The sequence below is a fragment of the Streptomyces sp. NBC_01077 genome, assembly GCF_045162855.1.
GTDB lineage: Bacteria > Actinomycetota > Actinomycetes > Streptomycetales > Streptomycetaceae > Streptomyces.
The window spans coordinates 220770-242731 of sequence record NZ_CP108669.1 but is presented as its reverse complement, the minus strand read 5'-3'; the positions used below and the strand labels follow the sequence as shown (position 1 = coordinate 242731).

14 protein-coding genes and 4 pseudogenes are annotated in these 21962 nt (G+C 63.9%); 14 read left to right on the top strand and 4 right to left on the bottom strand.

Features of this window, described 5'->3' with window-relative positions; all coding sequences use genetic code 11:
• Positions 1-617: 617 nt before the first annotated feature.
• A pseudogene (locus OG462_RS01120) lies at positions 618-1105 on the top strand (transposase); the annotation flags it as partial.
• 73 nt (positions 1106-1178) lie between these two features.
• Here the strand turns inward: OG462_RS01120 and OG462_RS01115 are convergent.
• A pseudogene (locus OG462_RS01115) lies at positions 1179-1397 on the bottom strand (IS5/IS1182 family transposase); the annotation flags it as partial.
• A gap of 526 nt (positions 1398-1923) precedes the next feature.
• Between OG462_RS01115 and OG462_RS01110 the strand changes: the two are divergent.
• The 3 genes from OG462_RS01110 (at position 1924) to OG462_RS01100 (ending at position 5650) form a co-directional block, all read left to right on the top strand.
• Positions 1924-4587: a LuxR C-terminal-related transcriptional regulator gene (locus OG462_RS01110; protein WP_406053692.1), complete on the top strand. Its 2664-nt coding sequence runs from the start codon at positions 1924-1926 to the stop codon at positions 4585-4587.
• A gap of 100 nt (positions 4588-4687) precedes the next feature.
• Positions 4688-5359, top strand: a complete 672-nt coding sequence (locus OG462_RS01105; protein ID WP_406053690.1) for a HEAT repeat domain-containing protein — start codon at positions 4688-4690, stop codon at positions 5357-5359.
• A 75-nt stretch (positions 5360-5434) separates the two neighbouring features.
• Positions 5435-5650: a transposase family protein gene (locus OG462_RS01100; protein WP_406053688.1), complete on the top strand. Its 216-nt coding sequence runs from the start codon at positions 5435-5437 to the stop codon at positions 5648-5650.
• A 6-nt stretch (positions 5651-5656) separates the two neighbouring features.
• Here the strand turns inward: OG462_RS01100 and OG462_RS01095 are convergent, their stop codons facing one another.
• Positions 5657-6406 (bottom strand): transposase family protein, encoded by a 750-nt coding sequence (locus tag OG462_RS01095; protein WP_406053686.1) that lies wholly within the window; start codon positions 6404-6406, stop codon positions 5657-5659.
• Positions 6407-6839: 433 nt separating this feature from the next.
• On the opposite strand from OG462_RS01095, the gene OG462_RS01090 reads away from it, so the two are divergent.
• Positions 6840-7088 carry a transposase gene (locus OG462_RS01090; protein ID WP_406053684.1) on the top strand — a complete coding sequence of 83 codons (249 nt, stop codon included), beginning with the start codon at positions 6840-6842 and terminating at the stop codon, positions 7086-7088.
• Between the two features lie 187 nt (positions 7089-7275).
• Here OG462_RS01090 and OG462_RS01085 read toward each other — a convergent pair whose 3' ends face one another.
• Positions 7276-9840 carry a LuxR C-terminal-related transcriptional regulator gene (locus tag OG462_RS01085; protein ID WP_406053683.1) on the bottom strand — a complete coding sequence of 855 codons (2565 nt, stop codon included), beginning with the start codon at positions 9838-9840 and terminating at the stop codon, positions 7276-7278.
• Positions 9841-10358: 518 nt separating this feature from the next.
• Here OG462_RS01085 and OG462_RS01080 point away from each other — a divergent pair.
• The 3 genes and pseudogenes from OG462_RS01080 to OG462_RS01070 form a co-directional block, all read left to right on the top strand.
• Positions 10359-10640: pseudogene (locus tag OG462_RS01080) on the top strand (IS701 family transposase); the annotation flags it as partial.
• Positions 10641-10718: 78 nt separating this feature from the next.
• Positions 10719-11523, top strand: a pseudogene (locus OG462_RS01075) (transposase family protein).
• 181 nt (positions 11524-11704) lie between these two features.
• Positions 11705-11908, top strand: coding sequence for a hypothetical protein (locus OG462_RS01070; RefSeq protein WP_406053681.1), 204 nt, complete (start codon positions 11705-11707; stop codon positions 11906-11908).
• A gap of 385 nt (positions 11909-12293) precedes the next feature.
• Here OG462_RS01070 and OG462_RS01065 read toward each other — a convergent pair whose 3' ends face one another.
• Complete coding sequence (locus OG462_RS01065) at positions 12294-13160, bottom strand: hypothetical protein (RefSeq protein ID WP_406053679.1); 867 nt, start codon at positions 13158-13160, stop codon at positions 12294-12296.
• A 974-nt stretch (positions 13161-14134) separates the two neighbouring features.
• Here OG462_RS01065 and OG462_RS01060 point away from each other — a divergent pair.
• From OG462_RS01060 to OG462_RS01035, 6 genes are all read left to right on the top strand, one after another.
• On the top strand, positions 14135-15466 hold the full coding sequence (locus OG462_RS01060) for a peptidoglycan-binding protein (RefSeq protein WP_406053677.1): 1332 nt from the start codon (positions 14135-14137) through the stop codon (positions 15464-15466).
• Positions 15463-16155, top strand: coding sequence for an ABC transporter ATP-binding protein (locus OG462_RS01055; protein ID WP_406053675.1), 693 nt, complete (start codon positions 15463-15465; stop codon positions 16153-16155). The genes OG462_RS01060 and OG462_RS01055 overlap by 4 nt, the downstream gene beginning before the upstream one ends.
• Positions 16152-17387 (top strand): ABC transporter permease, encoded by a 1236-nt coding sequence (locus OG462_RS01050; RefSeq protein WP_406053673.1) that lies wholly within the window; start codon positions 16152-16154, stop codon positions 17385-17387. The genes OG462_RS01055 and OG462_RS01050 overlap by 4 nt, the downstream gene beginning before the upstream one ends.
• Before the next feature lie 1258 nt (positions 17388-18645).
• The gene (locus OG462_RS01045) at positions 18646-19863 is read left to right on the top strand and encodes an IS110 family transposase (protein ID WP_406053581.1); all 1218 of its coding nucleotides are present in this window, start codon (positions 18646-18648) and stop codon (positions 19861-19863) included.
• 85 nt (positions 19864-19948) lie between these two features.
• Positions 19949-20368: a hypothetical protein gene (locus OG462_RS01040; protein WP_406053671.1), complete on the top strand. Its 420-nt coding sequence runs from the start codon at positions 19949-19951 to the stop codon at positions 20366-20368.
• 1135 nt (positions 20369-21503) lie between these two features.
• Positions 21504-21836: an STAS domain-containing protein gene (locus tag OG462_RS01035; RefSeq protein ID WP_406053669.1), complete on the top strand. Its 333-nt coding sequence runs from the start codon at positions 21504-21506 to the stop codon at positions 21834-21836.
• Positions 21837-21962 lie beyond the last annotated feature (126 nt).

Below are 21962 nucleotides of genomic sequence, written 5' to 3'. Positions count from 1 at the left end.
CCTCCAAGCGGGACACACTTCACCAGCCCACCAGCACAACCATATATCGGGTAGGTGCATAGTATGCACCGGTCTACCGCAAACGCCTAGGAATAGACCTATATGCCCTTTGGTCCGGAGGCATCTCTCCAGTGATCGGATCGCAGGTCGGGGCTTTGATGTCGCATGGCCGTGACCGCGTCGCTGCCGCCCGTGGGCCGGGCTAACGCTCACGCACACCACCCCCCGGCGAGGCTCGAAAGGCCCGCGGGCCATGACTCGCCTGTTCCCCCACCTGCGCGGGCGCAGCCAGCTGGGACGAGGCCGGCTCGCGCCAGCAGTCCGGGCGGAGTGTTCGAAATCAGGTGCCGTGCGTTCTGCATGAGCTTCGAAAGGGTCCTGCTACTGCGGGACGGTCCGTCTGCCGCTCTCGGGCGCTTGGCTGCTCGTAGTAAGAGCTGGTTGCACGGTTCACCTCTGCCTTGAGCTTGCAGCTCTGGCGCGAACCGCGGACCGCGCGACTCGCTGGGGTTGCGAACGCCTGGCGGGATGACGTGTCTTGAGCACTTCCACTAGGGAGTACGCGCACCCTGCGCAGGCTCTGGCCTGGGAAGAGAGTTGTCACTAAGGAGGATCGGATGGAGATCACCGGGTTGCCGGCGCCAGTGTTCTGCGGGGTGGGCTGGGCCGGAGCTCACCACGACATCGCACTGGTCGATGCGAGTAGGCGGCAGCCCGCAAAGGCGCGGATCAGCGACGATGCCGCGGGGTTTGCTCTGCTGGCCGGGCACGGCAGTAGCGAGGACACCCCCATTCCGGTGGCGATCAAGACGTCACGCGGACTGTTGTCGCGTGTCTGCGGGCCACCGGCCGAGCAGTCCTCGCGATCAATCCACTGGCGGTCGCCCATTATCGGGACCGCCACTCCGTCGCGCGCAAGAAGTCGGACGCCACCGACGCCGCGGCCCTGGCCAATCTCCTGCGAACCGACATGGCCGTCCACCGCCCGCTGCCAGCGGACTCCGAGCTCGTCCAGGCCGTCGCCGCGCTCGCCCCGGCCCATCAGGACGCCGTCTGGCCCCGCGGTCAGGCCCACAACAAACTTCGCTCCCGGCTCAGAGAGTTTTTATCTGGCGACCCTCGACGCCTTCGCCCAGCACAAGCAACGGCCTATGTTAGAGGGAAGCCCACAGCATCGCTGATGCATCCCCGGCCTGGCCAGGTGCGAACACAAATGCCAGGCCGGCATCGGCAGCCAGATGGACCTTCGTCGTCAGGCCGCCACGCGACCGGCCAAGGGCATGATCGTCCGGCTCACCGGCTTGCGGCCCCGAGGGGCTATATCGCGTCATTGAGACGCGGCGGAACACTGTCTCCGCCGCGCTGCGAGCCCGACCCGCAAGCACTGCAACAGCGTCACGACCTGCAGGACCCATGCAGTCGCAGGTCACACTTCGCCTTCCTGCAATGCGAGTAACATCTACCCAGAGGCCGCGTGCTCGACCGCAGTGCATTGGAAAAGCTAGAGCCGACTGACCAGCGCCGGCTCGGACAGGCAGTGATCCCGATGACGATCTCGATTCCCTGCATTCGGTACCTACACCTCAGCGGTGGCACCGCCCCAGGCGGAGAGCATGCGCTCGACCGACGCGTGGAGCCTGCGTCCAGCGCCCTTCACCTCACGGCATCAAGCCTGGCCGTCCCTGCCTCTCCGTTGGCGGACCGCCAGCACCATCATTCACACAGTCCCCACCCGTCAGCCTGCATCCCTCCGTGTCTCTATCAATCGCGCCTATGCCCGCATCAGCGACAGCGGCCTGCACATCGCCCCCTGGTCACTATGGTCTCGAGGCCGCGAACCGCTCCCAGGCGACGGCCGCTAGGCCTGAACGTACGCGTTGGCTCTGCACCACCATCGCCAGCCCGACTGCCGCAGGAGCTGCCATGGATATGAAAGACCGGGCGTCGCAGTGGCCGCTCGCTGGACGGGATCATGATCTGGAGGCTTTCGCGGCGGCATGGTCGAGTGGCCGCTGCCAGGGAGTGCTGATCTCCGGGCCGGCCGGCGTGGGCAAGTCTCGGCTTGCCGAGGGATGCCTGGCCTTTGCAGTTCGCGATGGTTCGAAGGGCTTCCGTGCGACGGCTTCTGCCTCCGCTGCAGCAGTCCCATTGGGTGCGATCGCGCACCTGATTCCGGACGGGGTTGACCTGTCCGATCCAGTAAAGGGATTCGCTCAGGTCGCCACGGCTCTCGCGGGGCCGCAACGCCGATGGCGTTGGGTGCTCTGGGTGGACGACCTCCACTTGCTAGACGCTGCGTCTGCGGTACTTCTGCGACAGCTGCTCGACGCTCGCGTGGTAAAGCTGATAGCCACCGTTCGCTCCGAGGAACCGATCAGCGACCCTGTGAAGGCCCTGGCCGGTGGCGATGGCATAGACCGGATCGATCTGGCGCGATTTAGCCGGGAACAGACGGACGCCGTCCTGCAGGCTGCGCTAGGCGGGCCGGTAGGGCACCGTACGTTGCACCAATTGCACAACGCCAGCGACGGCAACGCACTGTACCTGCGAGAATTGGTTCTCGGGGCACTGCACTCAGGAACTCTCGCAAGCGACGGGGAGATCTGGGAACTGACTGGCAACGGGTCGATCAGAACGCCGAAACTGACAGAGCTGATCGGAGCCAGACTGGCAGCCCAGGGCCTGCACACCCGGCCAGTATTGGAGTTGCTCGCGCTCTGCGAACCTGTATCCCTGACCGACGCCCTTGCCGTGGTCTCGCTGGAAATACTGGCCGACTTGGAAGAAACAGGACTGGTCGAAGTTGTCACCGCCCGTCGGCGGACGACCGTGCAGTTGGCCCATCCGCTGTACGGGGAGGTCCTGCGCAGCACGATCCCCTACATGCGGCGCAGTGAAGTGCTCACGCAACAAGTAGCCCGAGCCGAGGGCCACGGCGCACGGCGTCGCGAAGACCTCCTGCACATAGCGACCTGGCGGCTGGCGGCGACGGGTTCTGCCGAGCCCGGCCTCCTTGTCCGGGCCGCCACTTTGGCCAGACACGCCTACGACTACCAGAGTGTGGTCGCCTTGCTCGAAGCCGTGCCTGACACGCACCACAGCACAGAGACGCGCCTCATCTTGGGCGAGGCATACTCGAACCTGCAGCGATTCGGTGACGCTGAAACAGCACTGACGCTGGCGGACGAATCAGCTGCCAGCGAACCGGAAAAAATCATGGCAGTTCGGACGAGGGCCTTGAATCTGTTTATTAGTGGCCGATCGGAGGATGCACTACGAGTCACTGAAGATGCGCGACTGACGATAAAGAGCGCACTTGGGCGAAGGATTATAGATGTAACCGACGGTGCCATACGGGCCCTGACAGGCGACCCCCGACGGGGTGTCAGGGAAATACAGGACCTTACAGATCTTCAAAGCGCAGAGCAAGGGCCAGTTGCCGCCGACGCATGGACGCACGCAATTGCGGCAAAGGCGAACGGACTCGTGTTTCTCGGCCGGATCGCCGATGCTGTCGAGCTGTCCCAAGGCGCATACGATTTTCACACAAGCAACTCGGTTCGTTTCTACCACCCAACGACCCATTTTGTAGCATGGACAGCAGCCCTGTGTGAAGGAGCGAGGATAGAGGAGGCCCGGTCCATGGCCCGGAGCGCCATGCATCAATCAATTCAAGACAAGGCCGCCGTTCCTTATCTTTGGCTGTCGTTCTGGTCGGCTCGAAACGAGCTCGTGGCGGGACATTACGCAGAAGCGCGTACTCTCTATGCAGAAGCCCTGGCTAACTCGAGGAATCAAAACTCAATACTTTCTATTCGCCTTGCAGCTTCCGGACTGGCAGCAGCTACCGCAGCATTGGGACATTACGAGGCAGCGGTATCTGTACACGACCAGAACAAGAAGTATCCTGTTCTTGGGCTTCTCGCAGGAGAAGAGCGACTCGGGGAAGCGTGGATCCTGGCAGCTCAAGGAAACATTTCTGGCGCCCGTCAAGTTCTGACCGAAGCAGCCAGATATTCCCGTGACACCGGACACGTGTCTTCTGAAGCGCTGATCCTCGCCGATATAGCACGCCTCGGCGGAGCAAGAGAAGTGTCGCAGCGCCTCGCAGAGCTGGCAGAAATATCCGACGGACTACTCACCCAATGTCGTGCTCATTTCGCCCAGGCCTTGGCGGCAGACGACCCGGAGCAACTCCTTTTGGTCGCGCAAGAGCTTGCTGATCTTAGGGTCGATGTCATGGCTGCCGAGGCTGCGGCAGCGGCGGCGGCCATATTTCGCAGTAGAGGAGAAGGACGGAGAGCCACCGCAGCGAGCCATAAAGCGACGTCCATCACCGAACGCTGCAAGGGGGCGCGCACCCCACTCCTTGGGCTGGCAGAGGAGACCGCACCTCTTACCGGAAAGGAAAAAGAGGTAGCGATGCTTGCTGCCACAGGAAGCACGAGTAGGGAAATAGCACAGAAGTTGACGCTTTCAGTCCGCACCGTCGACAACCACCTTCATCACGCATATACGAAACTCGGCGTATCGACGAGACAAGAATTGGCTGCTGCGATGAATGTCAAATACCGGCGATCTCCGTAGCCGGCGCCCGCTCACGCCACCACCGATGCCAACGAGATGCATCGGAGTCGAACCCGTTCTAGCCTGCTGCATAGAACACTGCCCACGTATCCTGTCAAGCATGAGCCCAGAAGAACACCATGTTCAACCCGCCGAAGCAGACTCCGACCAGGCCATCGCCCGCTGGCTCGCACATGAGACCACGGACAGCATGCGAAGGCTGGCCGAGTTAGGTCCGAAGGCACTACGTCGGGCAATTCATATCTACTACGAGGGCGCAGCTTCGGAAACCATCACCCTTGCCCTGAGATCTCGCGAGGACCGCCCGATCGTCGACGCCTGGGCAACCTTGCTAGCCGAGCTGGCGACCACTTTCCCTGCTGTGTACCTAGAAGAGTTCGAAGCTGGCCGGGTGCGTCTGGGGAGCAGCCCGACATTGGAGGTCATGATTCTCGACTCCATCCATCTACCGCAGGTAACCGCCCTGCTGGCTCCCTTCGTCAAACACTCGGACCAGCAGACACGCGCACGAGCGGTCGGAGGTCTGGGTCGTCGGTCTGACCTTGCGTCCTTGCAGGCTCTCGCAACTGCGGTGACCGACGAAGAGGAGTCGATCAGGCGGGAAGCGGCCCGGTGGCTGGAACGCCGAGACCCGAGGCGTGCCCACAGCCTCTACCTGTCCCTCCTGGAAGACCCGGCTGTCCCGCTCAAGGTCCGCGCTGAACTCGTGAAACGTACACCGATCGCGAAGCGTCTCTCCGCTCGACGAAATCGAGGCTGTCGCCCGAGGTGATCGCGCAACTCGTTGCCAAGGTCGGCCCGTTGTGCCACAAACGGCATCAGGCCGTGCTTGCCTCGGCACCGGCCAGTGGGCGCAGGGGCGAAGCGCAAGCTAGTCGTCGATCGGCTGCTGGCCACTCTCGTTCAGCTTCGCCACGGTGCCACCCATGACGTACTGGCCTGCTGGTTCGGTATCGACCGGTGCACCTCACGCGTGCGATCGGTGAGGTGCGGCCGCTGCTCCCCGAAAGGGGTGCACCATCGCGCCCGGCGTCAAGCTCCTCACCCTTGCCGAGGTCATTGAGCATTTTCAGCGTTGCCTCTCCAGGGTGAGGACCGCGGCGGCGATGTCCGTCGTGCGGTTCGGGCTGCAGCGGCTCCGGCGGAAGATCCGCCAGGACTTCAGGCGGGCGACGCCTCGTTCGACAGGAGCGCGGGCCTGGGCGAGTGCCCGGTTCAGCGTCCGTTCGGTCGGTGACAGTTCGCCGTTGGGCGGGCGGCGGATGGCGGTGGTGACCCAGGAGCCTGCGCCGATGTAGGCGCGGTCGGCGACGATCGGGACGCCCTGGCGTTCGCAGATTCGGATGATGCGGTGGGTGCGTGCGGCGGTCAGATCGTGAGCGCGGCCCGGCAAGGCCGGCGAGATCCACAGAAGCTGGCCTTGGGGATCGGTGACTATCTGCACGTTCACGCCGTGGCGCCGGTGCTTGTGGGAGTAATCGGCGCGTGCGTCGCCCAGGCGGTCGCACTCGCTGAGGGTGCCGTCCAGGAGCACGTAGTCCGGGTCGTGCTCGCGCAGGGTCTTGAGCAGGCCCGGCGCCCGGTCGGCGAGGAGCCGCACGACGGCGGTGGTGTAGGCGTGGGCGGTGCCTACGGATATGCCGAACCCGGCGGCGATCTGCGCGAGAGTGTCGTGCTTGCGCAGGTAGGCGAGAGCGACGAGGGCGCGCTTGTGCGGCGGGAGCTTGCAGCGGCGGTCACCCTCACGGGTGACGATAAGCATCGTGACCCACTCGACCAGCGCATGAGGCAGGTCGAGTGCGGCAGGATAGGGAACCAACAGGGCTCCTGGGCCGGCAGGTTGAGACTTCGAACACCTCACCCAACGGCCCGGGAGCCCTGTCCGTTGCGGGCGCCAAGGTCATCACCCGATCGGTGGCCACGCTGAAAATGCTCATTGAGCATCTCGGCGCGAGCGGGCAGACCGGGATCATCGACGGCACCGAGATCCGGGTCCGCAGACCCGCAGCGGGGCGCAAGGGCCGGGAGTAGTTCATCTCCGGCAAGGCAAGCAGAACGTCGTGAAGTCCATGGTCGTCACGGACGCCGCCGACAGGCTTCTGTTCCGACAGCCCGGCCGAGCCGGCGAGCTGTGCCGACATCACTCATGGCCGACGGTTAGGCCTGGTCAAGCTCCTTGCCGACGGGCCCGCCGTGGAGGTCCTGGCCGACGCGGGCTATCAGGGACTCGGTGCCCAGAGGGCGGTCGAGTCGTGGCGCCGCCGCACCGCAATTTCAAGAAGAACGCTCCGGACCGGTACGAGGAGATGCACGAACGGCAGCGTAAAGCTCACTCCTCCCGCCGCATCCGCGTCAAGCACGGCATCGCGCACCTGAAGAACTGGCGAGCCCTCGCTCGCCACCACGGCTGCTGCGAGCACATGACCGACACCATCCAAGCCATCGCCGGGCTGCTGTCGCACCAACAGACCACCATCCTCATGGCTGGTCAGCGAATGTGAACACCGGAGCGGAACCAGACCTCACCAGGCACCAGCGGCCAACCATGCACGAGCTCGTTAGGGCTCGCAGAAGAACAACACGCGGACGAGCAACGCGCTGACCTGCTGTGTCAAGGCCTAAAACACGCAAGTTTATTCTCTGCGAGCCCTTAGGGCCCGGCGATCCGACGATCCGAGGGAAGCAGCCCTATTCCTCCGAACCGGGGCTACGCGGCGCAAGGCCGACCTGCTGCTGGAGTGCACGGCGATTGGTGATTCCCAGTTTTCGATACACCCGGTAGAGATGGTTACTCACGGTGCGGACCGACAGGGTGAGCTGCTGCGCGATCTCTTTGTCGCTGTGTCCTTGAGCAACGAGCGTGACGAGTTCTTGCTCTCGCGAAGTGAGCGGCTCGCTGGAACTCAACAGCCACAGCGCTGGCGTCTTCGCTCCCTCACATCGCTCTGCGAGCTCCTGCGCACGCCGGGTCGCTGCAGTGGCTGCCCTCCCCTGACCGGTTCGACGCAGCAAACGAGAGAGTTCAGCATATGCTTCTGCTCCGTAGAGTTCGGCCCCACTGTTGGCGAAGGCTTCGGCCGCCCGTCGCAGCATCGCGATGTTATCTGTGGCGAGGCCGCGAGCATAGTTGATGCGGGCGTTGAGGTATGCCCCTTGTAGTTGCGTCTGCCAGTACGGACTAGATTCTGCGGCCACGCCGATGCGTGCCATCTCATGCACTGCGATGGCTACATGCGCGTACGCTCCTTGTTTCACGGCAGTTTCGGCGGCACGGATGAGGATTGCGGCAGAGCGTTCTCGATTGCCGTCAAGCGAACTGATCCATGCCTGGGCGACTTGCTGGAAGATCAGGAAGTGGCTGGGATTTTCTTCCGGCAGGTCTACCTCGTTATTTCGACCGAGCGTCACTGTGGCGAGTGTCCTCAGGGTGCGGGCTCGGTCATGCCAAAGCTGCCACCCGACCTGGTAGGAAGGATGAAAGGTGAGCAGGTTCAATGCCTCGCGAGGTCGGCCTCTCTCCAGTAGGACAGCACCAAGGGCAAGGCCACGCTGGGCATCAATGCGGGCCCGGCCGTCCCTGACAGCACTGCGATGGGCCTGTGTGAGATGAGCGACGGCGTCACTGAGCTGGCCCAGGTCGGCAATCATGACAGCGTAGATCTGTTTGAGCGAGTCCCCGTGGAAAAACCTCCGCTTCTCGGGGCTGGCGGGGAGCCGTTTGTAGATCGTTAAGGCGTCCTGGGGACGGCCGGCGTGGAGCAAGGAAGCCATATAGAAGATCGCGGCCTCCAGGTATTGATCGGACGTCGGATCTTCGACCAGGGGTCGGCACAGCTCGAGGGCAGTGCCAATCGCCCCCTGAAAGTAGGCAGCCATCCCCATGTAGAGGCGTCGTTGATCTTCTGGAAGGCGGGCGATCACGGACTCAGCGGCGTCGAAACGTCCCTGAAGAAGGCAACTACGGGCCCGAGCAGCCGTGAGTTCCCAATTTGGCGAGACGGTAGCCTCAGCAGCGTCCAGCACCTCTGCGGCAGTGGTGAAGTCCGCGAGTGCGATGAGCGCACGTGCATGCGCAGCAGCCGTCTTGGGAGACGGGGAGATGCTCCAGGCGGCTGCAGTCAGAAGGGATGCACCATCCAGATCCTGGACCTCTTCTGCACACTGGGCAGCCCGCAACAGTTCGTCTGAGCAGATAGGCGTTCCTGTCTCCAGCATCCAGCTGGCAACAGTGACGGCGTCCTGCCCTGCGCACTGCTCCAGCGCTGGGTACGCCTTGAGCCATGCTTCGAGATGGGCGCGCCGGCGTAGAACAGGAAGAGTGTGGTCGATTGCATAGCCGATCAAGGGATGAGCCACCTCGACCAACGGTGCTGTGTGAAGCCCCAGTGATGCTGAGGGGGTCACACGGATGAACCCTTCGTCCTCCAGGTTGAGCAGGCTGTCCTGGGTAGCGACGGCCTCTAGTCGAGGGAGCGGCACAGGCTCGGCGACCACTACACGCTCAAGGACCTCCAAGGCGTCTGGGCGCAGACGGCTGATCTTTCGCGTGAGCAGTTCACACAGCGGCACAGAAAGGGGAATCTGGCCGGACAGGGTCCAGCCTGCCGGCGAGGGCTCGAAAAGGTGATGCTTCGTTGCTGCCCGAATCAGCTCACGCAGGAGCTGAGGGTTTCCCTGCGCCAGCCGGGCGAGCGATGCTGCCGTCTTGTGTGCCAGGCGCCGTCCGGAGAGTGCAGCAACCAGGCGACGCGTGGCGGTGACATTCAACGGTCCGATGTCCATCCGGTGCAGGTGGTCATCCTTCCATAGCGTAGTGATCGCCATGGGAGCAGGTTCGTCGGTGTTCAGGGTCAACAGCATGCGAACGGAACGCCGCTGGGCCAGCTCGAGGACGAGAGCGGCTGCGGCTGGTTCAAGCAGGTGAGCATCATCGATCAAGAGCACGACACTGCGCTGCCGGTTACGGATCGATTCAAGTGCTTGCCTGAGCTCCCACGCTGGCAGGCCATTGGCATGTGCTTCCGATGGGGTCTGCTGGAATCGCTCTTCCTCGGTGAGACGATCACGGTCTGGCCAAGCCGCCACCACCGGAACGACTTCGATCTCCGACCCAAGTTCCCGAAGCGCTTCCGCCGCCAGTCGGGTCTTACCTGTACCTGAGGCGCCAGCCAGCAGTACGCCGCTATGGTGACTGCGCTGGGCAAGCAAGCGTACAAGCCTGGCCAACTCGACCTGGCGCCCTACCAACTCCACTTCCTGCGCGGGTAGTGCAAAAGAGCCCTCGCCACCGCCGATGGCCGAGTGGGCCTGCGGTGCGCACCTACCAATTGAGGTAGGGCCTGCAGGACTGCGAGACGACAGGGGCACTCCGACCGTTGTCGACACTTCGCCACGTCGGGCCGGATCCAACTTTCTCAGCTCCCTAACCCTCTTCAGTCTTCAGCATCCTCGATCTGGCCATGTAGCGGCGGCCAGATCACGCGCGCTGCCGCACACCACGCCTATTGGTGTGCGGCAGGCTCGCCGCGGCTCCCGTGCCAGACGGGGGTTCTGGCCCGATACCGCACAACAGAGCCTGTGCGCACTGCAGTAGAGATCCATGAGTAATTGATACTCATTCATATGTGGTCGGGGCATCACTTATAGTTACATGCGAGCCTGCGCGGTGGCGCTGACATGGGTCACTCAAGGCGACTCCCTGGTGCTCAGCTTGCTGCTGATACTGGAACGGTCTGCCGTGCCGGTCGGGCAGGTGGGTCGTTGATCTGTTCATCGGCGGGTCGCGGCGATGCCGGTCGTGGGCTGGTGAACTGAAGGCTCTGCATGAGCGGTTCGTGTACCGTTTCGCCAGGTTTGAGCTTCGCGAGTCGGCGATGGCATATATGCACGCCTTGATCGCTGGGTTGGGGCGGAGGAAGGGCTGGGCTCTGGCGCAGGAGGCCGGTCATGCGAGTCCAGACCGGATCCACCGGCCGACTATGAACAGATTGGCTCGGAATGCCGGGAAAGTCCTCGACGACACGCGTGGGTGCGCCGTCGAGCATCTCAGTGAGGTGTTTTCATCCTGTGCCGGGAGGGTGGAATGACCTGGTGGGCGGGGGTGTGACGGGGCAGGGCCCCTGGTCGTTTGCGTGGTGATCTCACTCATCACACCGGCGACCGAGGGGCCCTGTTGGTTCTATATCCTTCCATGCCCGACGTCCCGTACGAGCTCGTCGAGCATGTCTCCTGGCTCATCTACGCCCGAAGGCGTGAACTGAACTCGCCGTGGAGACGGCTCGGTTGCTTCAAGCAGGCGCTGCTCGTCCTGGCCCATCTGCGGAAGAACGAGACGTTCGCCCAGCTCGCGGCCGGGTTCGGCGTCTCGACCGCGACGGCCTGGCGCTACGTCGACGAGACCCTGGACGTCCTCGCGGCGTGGGCGCCGGGCCTGCACGAGGCCCTGACCGGGCTGGGCGAGGGCGACTTCGTCATCGTCGACGGCACCCTGATCGCCACCGACCGAATCGCGGCGGACGAGCGTACTACTCACAGAAGCACAAGCAGCACGGCATGAACGTCCAGGTCATCGCCCGGCCGGACGGCACACCGCTCTGGTTCTCCCGGGCCACGCCGGGACGCACCCACGACCTGACCGCCGCCCGTGCCCACGGCATCACCCAGGCCTGCCTCACCAGGCACATCCTCGTCCTCGCGGACCGCGCCTACCAAGGCGCCGGCGCCACCGTCCGCACCCCCTACTACCGCCACCGCGAACAGCCCGCCCACTACCAGCAGTTCAACCACGACCACGCCCGGCTCCGCGCCCCCGGCGAACGCGCCTTCGCCCAGCTGAAGTCCTGGAGACTGCTCCGGCGAGCCAGATGCTCCACCCGCCGCATCAGCACCATCGTTCAGGCCATCCACACCCTGCTGACCTGCAGCTATTCAGGATGAAAACGCCTCAGTGAGCTTCTTCGAGTTGGGCACTGACGGGGTGGCCGGCGAGGGCTCGTGACGGACAACTCCCGGGCGGTTGAGCAGAGATTTGACATCTCAACTCGTGCGCCAAGGAGCCTGGTTGGTGGCGTGTCCTGCCGAACTGAAGCTTGCGCATTCTCTCGTGGCGTGTGTCACGATGCTGATCGTCACCCGTGAGGGGTGGCTGCCGGTTCAAGCTGCCGGCCTCCCGGCGGCTCTCGTGACGCCGGTGTACCTGCACAAGTACGACACTCTGGCCCTGATCCCTGCCGGGTTCCGGATCAGCGGGAGCATTGACATGAGCCTTGGACGCCTCAAGGTCTGGCAGATCCTTCCGAAAGGCACGCGCCAGCCCCAATAGACTCCCGTCACACCCTGGAGAAGCAACGCTGAAGAAGAGCTCAGGGACCCGGCGCCGCCTGACGCATTCGAACAAGCCCAGGCTGGCAGTGATGCAGCGGTACGTGCTCGTGGATGGCCCGCGCGGTGTGGGGGACCTTTTGGGAGAGCGGCGATCACTCGGATCTGGCATCCCTCCGGGCTCACGTTCATTTGCAACCGTTGCGATGGCCGCGGAGGCAGGCATTATGTGCGGAGGGGGAATTGAGGTACCCCTCCCACGCCATGGCCCCTCGGTGGGAGCCGGCGCGAAGCCCACGAGCCGACCTTCATCGACCGACTCGTGGACCCCTTGATCAACCTTGCCGGAGTGTAACTCTAGACGCGCTCGCGCTCGGAGTCCGTGGTTAGCCGCCGAGCGCCTTGTGAGCGTTCCTCATCCGCTTGTCCCAGGCCTCACGCCTGATGCGAAGAGCCTCTGAATGCGTTTCTATCGCACGCTTCTGATATGCACTCTCCAAAGCGAGCCACATTCCCGGAAGGTTGGTCTTCTGCTTGCATGAAATATCAGCCTTCGCGGTCGCTATTTCAAGATCGGATACAACCTTCTGCTGCCAGCGCTTATCATTGTTGGACTGGATCGGGGTTGTGTACTCAAATCCATATTTCGCCATGCAGGAGCTCCACGCCTTGAAGACCTTCTGCATACGGCTGTCTTCCTCGCTCCTATGCCAGGATTCGGCGCTCAGCTCATGTATCACCACATCCGAGTCCTGCCCTACACCCTCTTCCAGGATCGAGTGCGCGGCTGCTCCGCATCCCTTCCCGGAGTTCGGGTCTTGGCTTTCATCGTCAGGGTCATGCCCGAGCCAGGCGGTCAAGGCGGCTTTCGACTCGAGACCTGAAGGAGATTGCTTCTCCTTTTTCTCCATCATTCTCGACGGTCGATATCCGTATCGTTCTGCTTCGGCCATGTTGATGATGAAATAGCGTCGGCCGTAGATGGATTCCGCGTCCTCTGGGCGACGCTCGGGCATAGTAACCTTAAAGCCCTTTTCTTTCATACACGCAGTACCCATGAGGTCGTATACCTGCTGAAGAGCGCTCCGTTCCTCGGAAGTAAGGTCATAGGCGTCTAGAGGCAGGGAGATGTCGTTTGCGGACATCACCTTTTTGACCTCGCCGATAGGAGGCGGTGAATCGCCGGTTTCGGCTGCACCACACGCAGTGGCCAGAAGCACCGAAAGTGCAGCAGTTGGTCTTCCGATCCTCATCTATGTTTCTCCTTCTGTTGCCAACGCGCCGGTGGAACCGCTTCGATTCACCGGTGGCTACTCATGGCAAACCGTCCGCGACCGGGCCTCACATGCAGGTGTAGAAGCTGGAGGCTTAAGTTCTTCGCGAGGCCATGCCTACGGAGAGTTTTAGAATCCATACACCTGTTTCGGCCCCGGTGTTTTGTGTATCTTGGAGGCGGCCCCAGAGGTGATGTGAGGTATTGCAATTCTCCAGAGTGTGCTATGAGAGTTTCTCAGATCCGTCGCCAGCCAGGCAGAGTAGTAGTTGCTTGGTGTGAGGGCAGCCCGGCTGGGAGGGCTGCACGCCTGGGCGATTGACTGCCGGCGCTCCAGGATCGGACGACCCGCGAGGGTCAGTGCCAGCGCTCATGATCGCGATTGGATGATCGGCGTTTGAGTACTAAGTACCCACTGGTCGTCGCGGTGGCAGTGGTTTAATTGTCCGAGGATGTCCGATAGGGATTCCAGGGCGTCCGGATATACCGGGTCACCGCATGAGTGCTATCGATCGAGTTCGCTCTCCGAGGCGGAGACTTCCTGCATTGTTGCGCTTGCCGTGCAGGCGAAGAGCGCCCTTCCTGTACCTCGCTCGGCTGGGTCGGCAGCATCATCAGTTCGCACGAAATGGTCATCCGATTCGATCGGGTTGATGACGGATTTCGCATCTATTTGCTCGCGGATTGAAGAATTGGTCTGTGGCTTCGAGATGTGCGGCTTCCAGTATTGCTGGGGGCGAGCGCAAAAGTGCGGACGGGTGACCAATGTGACTGCTTGCTGATCGGTTGAGTGTTTCACCTGTAGGGAGACTGTGAATGTACGACCATTCTGTAGAGGAAGCTGGCGGAGTGTCTGCCGCTGCCGAGCACAGTGACGTTACGGTGCGCAGGAATGGGCGGTCATCCCTGCTGGCAACACGGCGACGATGGGTCGCCGCAGTTGCTGGGGGAGGCATGCTGCTCGCGGCCGCGGGCGTGGCTGCCTCGTTCCTTGTGAAGTCTCCCGCCCAGGTCGCGCTCGACACTGACGCCCCACCCCCCGGCGTCATAACGGCGAGGGTCGAGCACCGGCTACTGACGGATTCGGTGATTCTTCGCGGCACTGTTACGGCTGGTCAATCTGTGCTTGTGAATCCCACTGGCGCAGGCAACGAAGGGGGACGGCCGGTCACAACCAGAATGCCGATACGAATGGGCGGTCGAGTTAATGCCGGTCAGGTAGTGCTGGAGGTCTCGGGGCGACCTGTCTTCGTGCTGAAGGGCAGCCTACCCGCATACCGAGACATCAGCCCGGGAACCGTCGGCAAGGACGTGAAACAGCTGCAGCAGGCCCTGTCCATGCTTGGACATTCGTACGGCTCGGACGGACTGGGAACCTTTGGTGCAGGAACGAAGCGCGCGCTGAACTCCTTCTACGATTCGATCGGTTACAAGCCCATCCCCTCCAACTCTGAGAGTGCAGACCAGCTAGAGGCTGCCGAGGACGGCGTCGTCGCTGCTGAGCGCGCCCTGGAGGACGCGAAGGACGCTCTTGGCCAGAATGCGAGCACGCCGGATGGGGATCTGCACAAGAACGCCGGCCGTGCCGGCGAGGACCTCGCGAAGGCACGTAGACAACTCGCAAAGCTCCGTGATAGCTCCGGCCCTATGCTGCCTGCTGCTGAGGTCGTCTACGTGAGAGAGTTTCCGGCACAGGTGACGCAGGTCTCAACATCGGTGGGAGCCGCAGTCGCGAATACTGCACTCACCCTGTCCTCTGGCGAACTTGTCGTACACGGCTATCTGCAGAATTACCAGAAGGATCTGGTGAGAGCAGGACAGAAGGCACACGTTCTGTCGGAGTCCAGCGGTGACGACGTGGAAGCCACCGTCGTATCAGTTGGGAACACGCGGCTCGCAAGCGGTAAGGGGCAAGACGCGGACAGCGGAAACGGCGACGCGGGCACGCCGGAGCAGACTGGTGGATACCTGATGGTCGTTCGCCCCAACCAGGCCATCGCCAGCTCGCTCACCGGCCAGGACGTGCGGGTCACGGTCGAAGCTGCCTCCACCGTGGCCAAGGCCCTCGTGGTGCCTGTGTCCGCAATTTCCTCCAGCGCCGACGGCAAGAGCGTTGTCACCGTCGTGGAGGACAGCGGCGCGCAGCGGCGCGTCGTCGTGAAAGCAAGCACGTCGGGCGACGGCTTCATAGCCGTGTCTCCTTCAGCCGGCGAGACCCTGCGAGAGGGCGACGAGGTGGTCGTCGGGGCCGACAGGGGCGACACAACGGGGGAGGACGGCAAGTGAGCACCCAGCATCCACCTGTGATCGAATTACGGCAGGTCGGTCTGACGTACGCTGGCCCACCTCCTGTCGTGGCGCTGAGACAGTGCAACCTGACCATCGAGCGAGGCGAGTTCGTCACCGTGGTCGGCCCATCCGGCTCCGGTAAGTCGACATTCCTCAACATCGCAGGTTTGCTGGATACCCTTACCCACGGTTCCTATCATTTCGACGGCATCGACACAGCAGCTCTCAAGGAATCAGAACGTACAGCCCTGCGGGGCCAGCGCATCGGCTTTGTCTTCCAATCCTTCCACCTGATGCCCCACCGCACCGCTGAAGAGAACGTGGCGCTCGGCATGATGTACAGCGGAGTTCCCCGTGCTGATCGCATCTGTCGCGCCCGTGAAGCCCTGATACGGGTCGGGCTCGCCCACCGGATGGGAGCCCTCTCGTCCAGACTCTCCGGAGGCGAGCGACAACGTGTCGCCATAGCCCGTGCGGTGGCGGCCACGCCCTCACTGCTGCTGTGCGACGAGCCGACCGGTAACCTCGATTCGGCCAGCGCTGAGGCAGTCCTGGCACTACTTGACGAACTTCACGCGGACGGCATGACGATTGTGGTCATCACCCATGACCAGACGGTCGCCGAGCACGGCGATCGAACCATCTCAATCCGCGACGGAGCTCTATATGAAAGGGCTGCCACATGAGGCGATCAACGGCAGCCAAGCGGAAGCCATCTACCATCACCCTGCGTGACCTCATGTCCGAGGCACTTACAGGGATTCTGCAGCGGCCCGCCCGGGCGATTCTGACAGCATTAGGCACAGTCTTGGGCGTTGGCGCATTCGTCGCGATCCTGGGACTTACAGCGACCGCCTCCTCGCAGATCGACACAAGGTTCTCGGTACTCACGGCAACCGAAGTGACTGTCGAGGACGTGGCGAAGAAGGTCAACCAGTTTGCCGATCCCGCCTTTCCGATAGACGCCGACGATCGAGTCGCAAGGTTGCCGGGCGTACGCGAGGCAGGAGTCTTCTGGACAGTAAGGACGGACACCCGCACTGCCGTGAGGCCATCGCTGGCCGCTACCTCCGACAGCGGTGAGACAACCAGCGTCATGGCGGTGTCGGCGGGAGCCTTTCGCGCTGCCGTCCCCCATCTCCAACAGGGGCGGATCTACGACGACTTCCATGAGCGGCGAGCCGAGCAAGTAGCGGTCATCGGGTCGGCCGTCGCTGCTCAGCTCGGCATCACCACCCTGACCGCCCAACCAGCTGTCTTCATCGGCGAGCAACCGTTCACCGTCATCGGAATAGTCGATGACGTCGAACGCAAGGCCGAACTGCTGCTATCCGTAGCCATACCGAGGGCTACGGCCGAGGCGATCTGGGGACCACCACGCGACGAACCCGCCAGCATGCTGATATCCACCAAGATCGGCGCAGCGACGCAGGTTGCCCAGCAGGTACCGATCGCATTGCGCCCTGACCACCCGGAGTACCTGAAAGCGACCCCACCCCCGGACCCACGCAGCCTGAGAAGCGGGGTGAACAACGACCTCAGCCAGCTGTTCCTCCTCCTCGCCACGATCTGCCTGATCATTGGCGCGGTCGGAATCGCCAACACCACGCTCGTCGCCGTACTGGAGCGGACCGGCGAGATCGGGCTGCGCCGTGCGTTGGGGGCACGAGCCCACCACATCGTCGCCCAATTCCTGGCCGAGTCTGCTGCGCTGGGCACACTCGGTGGCATCGTGGGTACGAGCCTGGGAACGATGACGGTTGTCGCAGTCGCTGTAGCCCGCGATTGGACACCGGTGATCCACCCCCTGACCGTAGCAGCAGCCCCCGGAATCGGACTGCTCACAGGTATCGTGGCCGGCTTGTACCCGGCACTGCGAGCCTCGCAGATCCAGCCAGTAGAAGCCCTGCGCCGCTGAACCTTGGTCCCGCGTAGACTCGCGCGGGAGAAAGGAGGCCCTCGAACTTGCGGTAAATCGATCATCCCCCGCAGACGAGATACCCGGCCTCCGTCGCCACCGCCCCTCTCGCTGGCCGCCAGCTGTCCACGACACCGTGCTACTGGATCACCGCCGACATGCGGATCTGCGAAAGCTGAGACTGCTCAACTGGTTTCAATAGCTTCTCAGTTCTCCCCGGAGCGAATCGGTGACCACGATGTGAGCGTGGCGGAGGAGCCGGTCGACGCCCGCAGCGGCGAGGGTCATGGGCGTGATCTCGTCGAAACCGGACGGGTGGAGGTTGCTCGAGACGGCCAGGGCTCGTCCTTCGCAGGCGGCGTCGACCGGCCAGGAGAAGCCCTCGGCGGCGTCCGGCGTGGCGGGCGCTTCCGACCGAGGGACTGATGCCCTCGGGCCGGAGATGTTGAACCGTACGCTCGTATATTGCGACCGAGTGGCATGTGAGCTGGTCCCGCCGGCACGGGTGCCCTCGTGATCGCGGCGACCTGAGCGGCGCGTCGACCAGCTCCACGTTCCGCTTCACGGAAAGCGTGCCAGCCCACGGTCTGGTGGGAGAAGCAGTCCACGATGAACGCGAGGTAGGTGAAGTCGGCGATCCGCTTCTGGGCCGCGGTCGGCGCGGTGGAGTCCCTGTTCAGCAGGTACGCAGCCAGGCTGCCGACTGGGTTGGGGACGGTAGTTCTGGGTTTCTTCCCTCGCACCACGCTGGCCAGTCCGAGGGCCCCCATGGCGCGGTCGACGGCTCCGAAGCTGGCTTCGGGCGATGAGGGCCAGCATTTTGTGCCGTAAAGCCCCTCTGGGGCCAGCAGACGCTTTCCTGCCCCTTTGGTGATGGTGGCCAGCGTCCGGACGGTGTCCTCGGCCAGGGCGTCACTCACGGTCCGGGCCGCGGGTCCGGTCGCCCGGTCCGGGGCGCTCCAGGCCCGTAAGAGTTCGTGCCGCGATCTCTCTCTCCCCGTTATGTTCTTCGCGGTCCTGCAAGAGGGCCGCTGGCCTCCGGGTCCGGCATGACTGTGTCCCCCTGTCGAAGGCATGACCTGGGGGGTGGTGTCACCGGGTCCGGGGGTGTTCGTCGGAGACGCTGATCAGAGGTCCGGCCACCGCCCAGTCCGGCGCAATGCCGGACGGTTCGCGGGCGGCAGGTCTGCATAACGTGGATGCGCGAGCACGACACCCGAGCCGAGGCCGGTACCGCCAACACCCTTGAAAGGGAGCGATGTTCGAGATCGAAGACGTGGGCGTGTTCCTCGGCCTGGACGTCGGCAAGTCCGCTCACCACGGCCACGGACTGACCCCGGCCGGGAAGAAGGTCTTCGACAAGCCGCTGCCCAACAGCGAGCCGAAGCTGCGGGCCGTCTTCGAGAAGCTGACCGCAAAGTTCGGCACCGTCCTGGTCATCGTGGACCAGCCCGCCTCCATCGGCGCCCTGCCGCTGACCGTCGCCCGCGACGCCGGCTGCCGCGTCGCCTACCTGCCCGGCCTGGCCATGCGCCGGATCGCCGACCTCTACCCCGGCGAGGCCAAGACCGACGCGAAGGACGCGGCCGTGATCGCGGACGCCGCGCGGACGATGCCGCACACCCTGCGTTCGCTGGAACTCACCGACGAGATCACCGCCGAGCTGACCGTGCTGACCGGCTTCGGCCAGGACCTCGCCGCCGAGGCCACCCGCACCTCCAACCGGATACGCGGCCTGCTCACCCAGTTCCACCCCAGCCTGGAACGCGTCCTCGGGCCGCGCCTGGACCACCAGGCCGTGACCTGGCTGCTGGAGCGCTACGGCTCCCCGGCCGCCCTGCGCAAAGCCGGACGCCGCAGACTCGTCGAGCTGATCCGCCCCAAGGCCCCGCGCATGGCCGCACGGCTGGTCGACGAGGTCTTCGACGCTCTGGACGAGCAGACCGTGGTGGTGCCCGGGACCGGCACTCTGGACATCGTGATCCCTTCCCTGGCCAGCCAGCTCGCCGCCGTCCACACCCAGCGCCGGGCGATGGAAGCCCAGATCAACAGCCTGCTGGAGGCCCACCCTCTTTCCAAGGTCCTGACGTCGATGCCCGGCGTCGGCGTCAGGACCGCCGCCGTCCTGCTGGTCACCGTCGGCGACGGCACCAGCTTCCCGAGCGCCGCCCACCTGGCCTCCTACGCCGGACTCGCACCCACGACGAAGTCGTCGGGGACCTCGATCCACGGCGAACACGCGCCCCGAGGCGGAAACTGGCAGCTCAAACGCGCCATGTTCCTCTCCGCCTTCGCCTGCATGAACGCCGATCCCGCCTCCCGCACCTACTACGACAAGCAACGCGCCCGCGGCAAAACCCACACCCAAGCCCTCCTCCGCCTCGCCCGCCACCGCATCAGCGTCCTGTTCGCCATGCTCCGCGACGGCACCTTCTACGAATCCCGCCCGCCCGCGGACGTCGAACTCGCAGCATGACCCCAACAAGCCGAATCACCCCAAACCCGACAGGGATGCCTTGACGAAGGACATAGAGGCACCCCACCCCGCGGTGTTCAGGGCGATGAGGATCGACGCGACGGCGACGGGTGACGACGGCTTGGAGCGTTTGCCGTTTCTCGAGTTGCCGCCGTTCTTCCCCGGCCGGATCGTGCCGGACTTCACCGACAGGGTCTGTCCTCTCCCCCTCGAGAGCCGACTCCAGCAGCCGCTTCGTCAGCTGCTGGAGCAGACCGCCCGCACTCGTCGGCTGAAGGCCCTCGGCCCGGGTCCGGGCTCGTTCGGGAACCGGCCATCCACGCCCGCCGGCACGGCCCCACCTTCGGGCGCCTTGACCGTGTTCTCGCTGGTCACAGGCGCAACCCTCCATGATCGGAGTTACACCGTTTTCTTTACCGTCCCCGATCCTCCGGAGGACGCGACCTGCCGACCTCAATTGAGTAGCGCCTACTCGCGATGCCGGTTATGCCTGATGATCAAATGAGGTCCTGCCGGGGCGGTGCCCCCCACCTCTCGGCAGTGTTTCGGGGTGGCAACGTGTGAGGGGAAGCCACGTTGCTCGGTTGGTGAAACTACCCCTCTGTGAAGCCGGCCGTCCTGTCCGCGTTCGCCTGTCGGGCAGGCCCTATCCCTTCGCTTCCTCGGGCATGGCGGAACCTCCGACTGTCGGCGGCCGGAGGTTCCGTCACGCTGCGACCGTCCCCCTATCTGCACACACCCGAGGCTCCCCTCCGGCGGGAGTGCGTAGGGCTGATCTGGAACCCAGTGGATTTGGATCATGCCGCGAGTGATGCCCCGCCTACGTCTCGATGCGGCGCAGGCCAGCTGGAGTGCGTGAGAATGCACCCCTTGTCGGAAGCGGCATGCTGAGTTGTCCGCCGGGTCGTGGGCTTTTGTCGGCGCCGAAGAAGCACTTTGAACTGCGCAGAGGCGGCCTGAAAGCAGCAGCGGCTGCCCGCTGGGCCACTGTGCGCAGATGCCGGCCCAAGCCGGAGAAGCTCCGGACCGGCTCCGAGCTGCGTGACCTCGTCAACGCCAAGCTGGGGCAAGACTGGTCACCGCAGCAGATCACCCGCCACCTCGCCTGCATCCATCCCGGTGAGCCGACAATGAACCTGTGCCTCGAGACCGTCTGCCGAGCCCTCCACCAGGAGGGCATCTGATCTAGGTAGCTGGTGTTACCGGCACGGAGACCTCATCGCCGGAAAGGCGCAGGCATCCGCGATCGACACCCTCGTCGACTGCGCCACCCGCCTCATGCACCTGCCCCAGGTTTCAGCCAGTCGTGTGTGGTGGTGAGCACAGACGGGTCCATCAGCGGCCGCTGCGGACAGCGAGGCCGGGCGGAAGGCGCGACTGACAATGCGAGCGATACTTCGGCATAAGCCGATGCGGTCTCCTGACCCTGGAATTGAGGCATGGGTGGAATGCTCTGGGTTTCGCCTCGGCACGCGAGACGGTCAGGCCTTATGGTCGAAACCGGCTGGTGAACCCAGTGAGACTGGGCGCGCAGTGTTTTGATGCACGCCATTACCCTGGAAGGACTCTGGTGTCTTCCTGTCTGAGATACGAGAGGTGTCAGGCCAAGGTTTCTGTCCGAAGGGTTTCCGGAGGTAGCTGTGCTACCTGATGAACTGCTGCGGATCCGCAGCCTGCGACGTGGGGACACAGTGCTTCTGCGGCTGACCGGGGAGCTCGACATGGCTACTGCCCCGCTGGTCGACAGTGCGGCGGTGTCTGTACCTCTGAGCGACGCGCGCTGCCTCCATCTGGATCTGGCGAACGTCACGTTCTGTGACGAGGCGGGACTTCGAGCGCTGCGGCGTATCTCTGACCTGGCCCAAGCATCCCATGTCGCCCTGTGCCTTGTCGGGATCCATCCCAATGTCCGGAGAACCGTGGCCTGGCTTGGATCCGCCTCGCCTTGGCTCCCGCCGATGGCTCTGAGCTGAAGGGGGAGCCACCCCTTCCACGCGGTCCGTAACCAGACCGTGATCATCAAGCAGTTCTCCATTGACCGGCCAATTCGGGCTCATGTATCCGTGGGGTGGCCGCTGTCGGGGCTATGTGGCTTGGAG

Bases quoted from the DNA above. Each gene is read 5' to 3' on its own strand.
- OG462_RS01110 (WP_406053692.1), top strand. From the start codon at position 1,924: ATGGATATGAAAGACCGGGCGTCGCAGTGGCCGCTCGCTGGACGGGAT.
- OG462_RS01105 (WP_406053690.1), top strand. From the start codon at position 4,688: ATGAGCCCAGAAGAACACCATGTTCAACCCGCCGAAGCAGACTCCGAC.
- OG462_RS01070 (WP_406053681.1), top strand. From the start codon at position 11,705: ATGCTGATCGTCACCCGTGAGGGGTGGCTGCCGGTTCAAGCTGCCGGC.
- OG462_RS01065 (WP_406053679.1), bottom strand. From the start codon at position 13,160: ATGAGGATCGGAAGACCAACTGCTGCACTTTCGGTGCTTCTGGCCACT.
- OG462_RS01060 (WP_406053677.1), top strand. From the start codon at position 14,135: ATGCTGCTCGCGGCCGCGGGCGTGGCTGCCTCGTTCCTTGTGAAGTCT.
- OG462_RS01050 (WP_406053673.1), top strand. From the start codon at position 16,152: ATGAGGCGATCAACGGCAGCCAAGCGGAAGCCATCTACCATCACCCTG.
- OG462_RS01045 (WP_406053581.1), top strand. From the start codon at position 18,646: ATGTTCGAGATCGAAGACGTGGGCGTGTTCCTCGGCCTGGACGTCGGC.
- OG462_RS01040 (WP_406053671.1), top strand. From the start codon at position 19,949: ATGAGGATCGACGCGACGGCGACGGGTGACGACGGCTTGGAGCGTTTG.